The 6,911-nt window shown below is 71.8% G+C and carries 5 protein-coding genes; 3 read left to right on the forward strand and 2 right to left on the reverse strand.

Going from position 1 to position 6,911, the window contains the following annotated elements; translation table 11 throughout:
- Positions 1-58: 58 nt before the first annotated feature.
- Positions 59-991: an alpha/beta hydrolase family protein gene (locus tag ACSNOB_RS22945; protein WP_436688506.1), complete on the reverse strand. Its 933-nt coding sequence runs from the start codon at positions 989-991 to the stop codon at positions 59-61.
- A gap of 135 nt (positions 992-1,126) precedes the next feature.
- On the opposite strand from ACSNOB_RS22945, the gene ACSNOB_RS22950 reads away from it, so the two are divergent.
- A complete protein-coding gene (locus ACSNOB_RS22950) occupies positions 1,127-2,338 on the forward strand; it encodes a hypothetical protein (protein ID WP_436688507.1) in 1,212 nt (403 codons plus the stop codon).
- Positions 2,331-2,915: a hemerythrin domain-containing protein gene (locus ACSNOB_RS22955; RefSeq protein WP_436688508.1), complete on the forward strand. Its 585-nt coding sequence runs from the start codon at positions 2,331-2,333 to the stop codon at positions 2,913-2,915. Before ACSNOB_RS22950 ends, ACSNOB_RS22955 begins: the two co-directional genes overlap by 8 nt.
- Positions 2,916-3,031: 116 nt before the next feature.
- Here the strand turns inward: ACSNOB_RS22955 and ACSNOB_RS22960 are convergent, their stop codons facing one another.
- Positions 3,032-5,983 (reverse strand): DUF4185 domain-containing protein, encoded by a 2,952-nt coding sequence (locus ACSNOB_RS22960; protein ID WP_436688509.1) that lies wholly within the window; start codon positions 5,981-5,983, stop codon positions 3,032-3,034.
- A gap of 367 nt (positions 5,984-6,350) precedes the next feature.
- On the opposite strand from ACSNOB_RS22960, the gene ACSNOB_RS22965 reads away from it, so the two are divergent.
- The gene (locus tag ACSNOB_RS22965) at positions 6,351-6,764 is read left to right on the forward strand and encodes a VOC family protein (protein ID WP_436688510.1); all 414 of its coding nucleotides are present in this window, start codon (positions 6,351-6,353) and stop codon (positions 6,762-6,764) included.
- Positions 6,765-6,911 lie beyond the last annotated feature (147 nt).

Genomic DNA, 6,911 nt, shown 5'->3' on the forward strand with positions numbered 1-6,911 from the left:
GCCACCGCAGCCGGACACGCGTCGGGGCGGCCGCGCGTGGCGGCCGCCCCGATGCGCGTCACGCGCTCGGGCAGGTGTTGCGGTACTCCTGGACGGCGCTGCCGCTCGGGCCGGGGCAGAGGAACTGCTCGTAGCGGGTGTCGTTGTCCACGAACCGCTTCAGCCAGGCCACCGCCTGCCGCGCGGTGGGCGTGTTGACCGTCTGCGGGAAGAAGTGGCTCGCCCCGTTGAGTTCCAGGTACGCCTTCTCCGACGAGGCCGGGATGCTGGTGTAGAACGGCTCCGAGTGCGACGAGACCGGGGCCACGCTGTCGCTCTCGCCGCCGATGATGAGCGTCGGCACCCGGACGTCCGACCAGCTCTTGTCCAGGTTCCACGGCGCCAGCGGCACGGCGGCCTGCAGCGACGGCCGGGCGACGGCGGCCTCCAGGCTGCCGCCACCGCCCATCGAGTGGCCGGACACCGCGAGCCGGGTGCTGTCGATGCGGCCGCGCACCGAGCTGCGCTCCACCAGGTAGTCGAGCGCGGCGAGCAGCTGCCGGCCGCGGCTGTCCGGCTGGTCGAGGCGGGTGTTGGTCTCGATGCCGATCACCACGAACCCGTGCGAGGCGATCCGCGGTCCGAGCCAGCTGATGCTGGACCAGGCGGCGGTGTAGCCGGGCGAGATGGCGACGGCGCCGAAGGTGCCCTCGCTGGTGCTGGTCGGGTAGTAGATGACCCCGCCGCCGAAGCCGGTCACGCTGAGCGAGGAGACGCTCTGCGAGGCGGTGGCGAAGGGGCCGCGGCTGGCCTCCAGCAGCGCGACGGTCGGGGCGGGACCGCGCTCGTACGGGTTGTCGGCCGCCCGGGCGGCGGGCGGGGCCGCCAGGGTGGCCGTGGCGGCCAGGGCGGCGGCCAGGGCCAGCCCGGCGGCGCGGCGGGCGGATCGGGGGCGGGTGGTGGTTGGTGATGACACGTCGGGCACTCCCTGCGGGTCGGGGCATATCGACATGCATCAGTCTTGGGCGGCGGCGGGGCGCCCGCATCGGCGAAATCGCCAGTCCCCCGGCCGGCGAAATCCGGAGCCCGGGTTTCCGGCCCCGACCCCGGGGTAGGGCACCCGGTACCCCGGCCGAATGGAGACGCTGTGTTCAATCCGTTGGACCACAAAGGAATTCCACTGGAAGGCCAGATCCGCAACTGGCGCGAGCTCAACGTGGAGCCGATCGACCCGGAGGCGGTCGACCCGTACACCCGTTGCCGCATCATCACCATGAACGGCATCGAGGTCGAGGCGATCAACTTCCAGCACCAGTTCGCCCGCAACTGCCCGGACCAGGAGGTCCGCCGGCAACTGGCGTACGTGCGGTATGTGGAGAGTCAGCAGCAGCGGGCGGTGAACTGGCTGCTGCCCGGCGTGGCGAGCGTGCTGGAGACCACGCTCGGCTACGAGCAGGTGGCCGTGGACCTGACCGCGTGGGTGGCCCGGCACGAGCCGGATCCCTACCTGAAGCAGGGCTACGAGTTCGGCGTCCTGGAGGACTTCGACCACCTGTACCGCTACGCCAACCTGTACGAGATGGTGGAGCGACGCAAGGCCGAGAAGATCGTCGACGGCCTCACCGAGGTCATGCCCGGCCGGCCGACCGTCGCCGAGCACCGGCACCCGTTCGACGAGGTCCGCACCCCGTACGACCGCGACGCGGTGGACCCCCGGTCCAAGCTGCACGCGCTGACGATCCTGTCGGCCGAGCAGCAGGTGATGTTCTACTACATGAACGTCGGGCCGCAGTACATGGAGCCCATCGCCCGGCAGCTCTACCAGGAAATCAGCCTCATCGAGCAGGAGCACGTCACGCACTACGAGTCGCTGCTCGACCCGGGCGAGAACTGGTGGGAGCGGCTGCTCACCCACGAGTACAACGAGTGCTGGCTGTACTACTCGTTCATGGAGCAGGAGAGCGACCCGCGGATCAAGGCGGTGTGGGAGCTGCACCTGCAGATGGAGCTGGCGCACCTGCAGCAGGCCGCCGACCTGCTGCGCCGCCACGACGGCCGGGAGCCGGAGCAGATCGTGGGCACCGGGCTGCCCGAGCCGCTGACCTTCGAGCCGAACAAGGAGTACCTGCGCCACCTGCTCGCCACCCAGGTCGACGTGACCAAGATCGGTGAGGGGTACGTGCGCGAGGCCCACGAGCGGTTCGAGTGGATGCAGCAGCAGCTGCACGACGGGCAGAAGCCGCCGAGCGAGCAGGTCATCGACATGCACCGGGAACGGTTCGGCGACGAGTACCGCATCGAGACCGAGGGACCGCACCCGGTGGAGGCGCTGCGCGCCCGGGGAGGCAGCCATGCCTGACACCACCGGCACCCCGGCCACGCCGGGGCCCGAGGAGGACGTGGTCGACCTCCTGCTCGCCCAGCACGCCCAGGCCGAGCAGCTCTTCCTGCTGGTCATCGGCAGCACCGGCCAGACCCGCCGGGACGCCTTCGACGACCTGGTCAAACTGCTCGCCGCCCACGAGACCGCCGAGGAGGAGGTGCTGCACCCGCTGGCCCGTACCCTGCCCGGCGGGGGCGGCGACGCCATGGTCGACGAGCGGCTCGACGAGGAACGCCAGGCCAAGGAGACCCTGAAGACCCTGGTGCGGGGCGGCGTGGACGCCGACGGCTTCGACACCGGCATCATCCTGCTGCGCGACGCCGTGCTCGCCCACGCCCGTCACGAGGAGCGCTACGAGTTCCCCCTGCTGCGCCAGCACGTGCCCGCCGACCGGCTCCGCACGCTGGCCGCCGCGGTCCGCACCGCGGAGGCGACCGCGCCCACGCGCCCACACCCGAGCGCGCAGACCGCCAAGGGCAACCTGGCCGCGGGCCCCGCGCTGGCGGTCATCGACCGCGTGCGCGACGCCGTCCGCAAGCCGTCCGCCGACTGACCGCCGAGCGCCCCGGCGCCCGACGCGACGCGCCCACCCCACCACGACGGTCGGGTGGGCGCGTCGTACGGTCCGGTTCCGCCGGGCACGCGACGCGCCGGCGGAAACCGGGGAGATCACCCCAGGGTGAACCGGAAGAACCGGGGGCGGTAGATCCCCGGGTCGCGGTAGTGGTCCCCGTCCGTCGAGATCCGGGTGTCCATGCTGTTGACGTTGTACGACGCGATGAACGTGTCACCGGAGCTGAGCGCCGCGTGCACGTGCGCGTTGTACGAGATCACGTTCGGGTTCCAGTAGCTGCCGTACGGTCCGGGCTCCGGCATCCGGTAGACCGGGGTCTTCTGGGTGAACGGGCCGAACGGCGAGCAGGACGTCCAGGCGTTGATCTGGCCGCTGAACGCCTGGGTGCTGTCCTGGCTGAGCAGCAGGAACTGCCCGCCCCACGGGGTGACGCTGTACTCGTTGGCGATGCCGGTGAGCAGGTTGCGGGAGTTCTGTTCCCGGAAGGTCCAGCCCCAGGGGGTGTGGTACTGCCAGGTGCCGTCGGCCAGGTCGCTGCCGTACACCCGGGCGATGCGCATCTGCTTGTTGATCGGGGAGTCGTCGACCCCGTAGACGTAGGTGTAGCCGTCGTTGCTGCGGCTGGCCGGCAGCAGCGCCGAGCCCCACGCCACCCCGCTGGCCGACGGCAGCTCCCGGACGCTGACCGGGGTGCGCAGGTTGGACAGGGCGAAGTCCGCCACCACGTTGCGGTTGAACCGCCAGTCCCAGGCGCCGGGGCCGAACCGCTCGTACTCCTGGAACACCACCTGGAGCTGGCCGTCGGAGAGGTGACCGTCGCCGATCCAGTACCACTTGCCGAGGGCCGACGGCGGCATCAGCGCCTGCGGCGCCCCGGCGGTGCCGCCCTGGTAGGTGGTCAGGCTGCCGCCGTTCTGCACCACGAACGTGTTGTTCACCAGCGGCGCGCTCAGCGGCCGGGTGCCGTCCGCGTTGAGTGGGCCGAGCCAGGTGTCGGAGAAGAGCCAGACGATCCGGCCGTCCGGCAGCTTGACGGAGTACGTGGAGTCGCCGCCGGTCCAGCCGTCCGGCGTGCTGGCCGCGTACCGGTTGAAGGTGCCCTGCGGCTCGACGTTGATCTCGACACTCTTCACCGAGAGCGGGCGCAGCACGCACGAGCGGGGCTTGAGCGGCAGCGTCGTCTCGACGTAGGTGCTGAACGTCTTCGGGCTCTCCGCCGCGTCGGCGGAGTGGATGTCCAGCTCGGTCCAGGTGGAGACCAGGGTGGCGACCATCGGGTACTTGAAGTCGGGCACGGTGATGAGGCCACCCGCGTCGGGGTACCGGACGGTCTGGATGCTGGGGTAGGCGGCGGTCGTCCCGCCGCTGCCGGCGGGCGCCCAGACGATCACCGCGGAGCTGCGGTTGGTGTCCTTCGTGACGTCGACCAGCAGCGTCGAGCAGTACCCGCAGCTCGAGTCGCCGGAGTTCCGCACCGCCCAGAAGTCGTGGTAGACGGCGCCGCCCTTGCGCAGGATGTCCTCGTACGTGACGTGGGTGCCGGCGGGGGTGGAGTGCTTCTTGCGGGCCGGCCGGGCGCCGCCGAGCCCGTCGTCGTTGGTCGGGGTGACGCCGCTGATGTTGCCGCGCCACAGCGCCGTGTCGGGGTCGGTGTAGCCGTAGTTGCGCCACGCGTCCACCGTCGGGGCGGGAGCGGCGTTCGCCTTGGCCAGCCGGTAGTTGGCGATGTGGTAGCCGAGCAGCATGTCCTTGAAGTTCAGGCCGTAGCCCTGCGCGGTGTGCCGGATCGCCTCGATCGGCAGGTGGTCGTGGTCCCGGACGCTCTCCCACGTGCGGCGCACGAAGGCCGCGTCGACCTGCTCGGTGAGGTAGGTCGGCAGCAGGAACGCGCCGTACTGGGGGCCGCCGCCGAGCCCGCCCCACGAGTTGAGCGCGGCGCCGGGCTTGCTCAGCACGTCGTGGACGTTGCGGGCGTACAGCGCATCCTCGCCGGCGATCGGCACGTACGGCTCGCGCACGTACGTCTGGTGGGCGGCCCATTCGGCGGTGGCCTCCATCCACCAGTTCATCGAGCCGAACTCCTTGCCCCCGACGAAGTGGGAGAAGTAGTCGATGCCGACGTCGCTGCGGTCCCAGTACTGGTACTGCATGACGTGGAACAACTCGTGTCGGGGCAGGTAGTCCCAGTCGTCCTGCCCGTTGGGCACGAGCATGGTGGCCTGCTGGTTGAGCCCGATCGGCAGCACGAAGGGCGCGTCGATCGGGAAGCCGAGGCCGCCGACGACGGGAAGCTCGTCCACGCCGTAGACCAGCACCCACGGCTTGCCCTCCCGGACCGGCAGCGGGTAGCCCATCTCGCGATACTCGGCCACCGCGATGCTGAGCGAGTTCAGCATGTACTGCACGGCCTTCGCGCGCCCGTTCGGGTTGAAGTCCGCCGGGACGCCGGGCTGACTGCCGGAGGCGACGTTGTACAGGATGAGGAACTCGCCGGCGGAAGCCCGGCACCGGAAGGTGACGCCGAGGTACTCGTACGGTTCGGCGGCGCAGTCGTCGTAGCCGGCCGCGGCGGCGGGTGCGGCGACGTCCGGGGCGATGCTCCGCGCCGCCTCGGGCTCGGCGCCCGCCGCGAGCATGGACAGGTAGGTCAGGTACCGCTGCGGGTCGCGGATCGTGCCGGTGGGCCGCAGGTGCGCCGGCACCGAGCCGGGCGCGCGCAGCGCCGCCAACCCGTGCCGCACCGCCTCGTCGCGGGAGAGCTTCCCCCGGTGGTACGCCGACAGGATCTTCTCGTTGGGCCCGAAGTCCGGCGCGGCGGCCTTCGGGCGCTTCCCGCCGCTGGGCGGCACCGCCTTGAACGGCTTGGCCCGCTGGACCGGCGGCGGGGTCGCCCCCGCGTCCGGCGTGTCGGGTTGCTGGGCGGTGCCCACCGTGCGGCCCGCGGCCGGCGGGGGGCCCGGGTCGGGGGCCGCCTGCGCGGCGCCGCTGGTCAGCACGCCGGCGGCCAGCAGGACCGCCGCGGTGACCAGGGCCAGAGGGTTCCTCATCTCGCTCCCTGTGATCGATGACCGGCGTCGGCCGGTACCGTCGCGACGCGGCCGGCTCCGGCCGCGGCGGGCACGGTAGCCACGGGCGGTTAACGATCGGCTGGCGGCACGCCGAGCACGGGGAGCGCCGGCGCGGGGTGCCGCGGGCCGGGCGGGGTTCGTCCGGGTGGCCGTCCCGGGGCGATGGCGGCGCGGCGGCCGGGTCGACGTCCCGTGCCGTCCTCGCATCCTCGGCACCGCTGTGGCGATGCCACCTGGGCGGCGACACCGCTGATCGAACCGGTCAGGAATCAAGAAGCGCCGGGCACGGGGCCGTTCGTAGCGTGATCCTCAAGTGCATCAACCTCACGCACCAGGGAGACAAGGCATGAAGGCGAACGTCAGCTCGATCCTCCTCGGCGTCCGGGACATGGCCCGGTCCAAGCAGTTCTACACGGAGGGGCTCGGCTGGAAGATCAAGGACGACTACGGCGTCTCGGTGTTCTTCGAATCGGACACGGGCTCGCTCGTCGGCTTCTACGGGCGCGAGGGCCTGGCCGACCAGGTGGGCGCGAGCCCGGAGGGCAGCGGCTTCAGCGGGCTGGTCCTCACCTACGTCGTCCGCAGCGAGGCGCGGGTCGACGAGATCATCGCGCAGGCCGAGAAGGCCGGTGCCACGATCCTCAAGCCCGCCGGCGCCCTGCCGTGGGGCGGGTACGGCGGCTCCTTCGCGGACCCGGACGGCTACATCTGGAGCCTCGGCTACAGCGACCAGGGAACGGACCAGCCCTACGCGGAGTAGCCGCCGGGAGGCCGCCAGCGGGTCTGGGCGAGGCGGCCGGGTGCCGGGCCCTCCGGCGGGACGCCGCTGGACGGATGGGGCCCTCGCCGCGGCGGCGGGACCGGCGGAGACGGGTGGGGTTCGGCGTCGACGCGGGATCGCGTCGAC

It is taken from the genome of Micromonospora sp. URMC 106, assembly GCF_051386395.1.
GTDB lineage: Bacteria > Actinomycetota > Actinomycetes > Mycobacteriales > Micromonosporaceae > Micromonospora.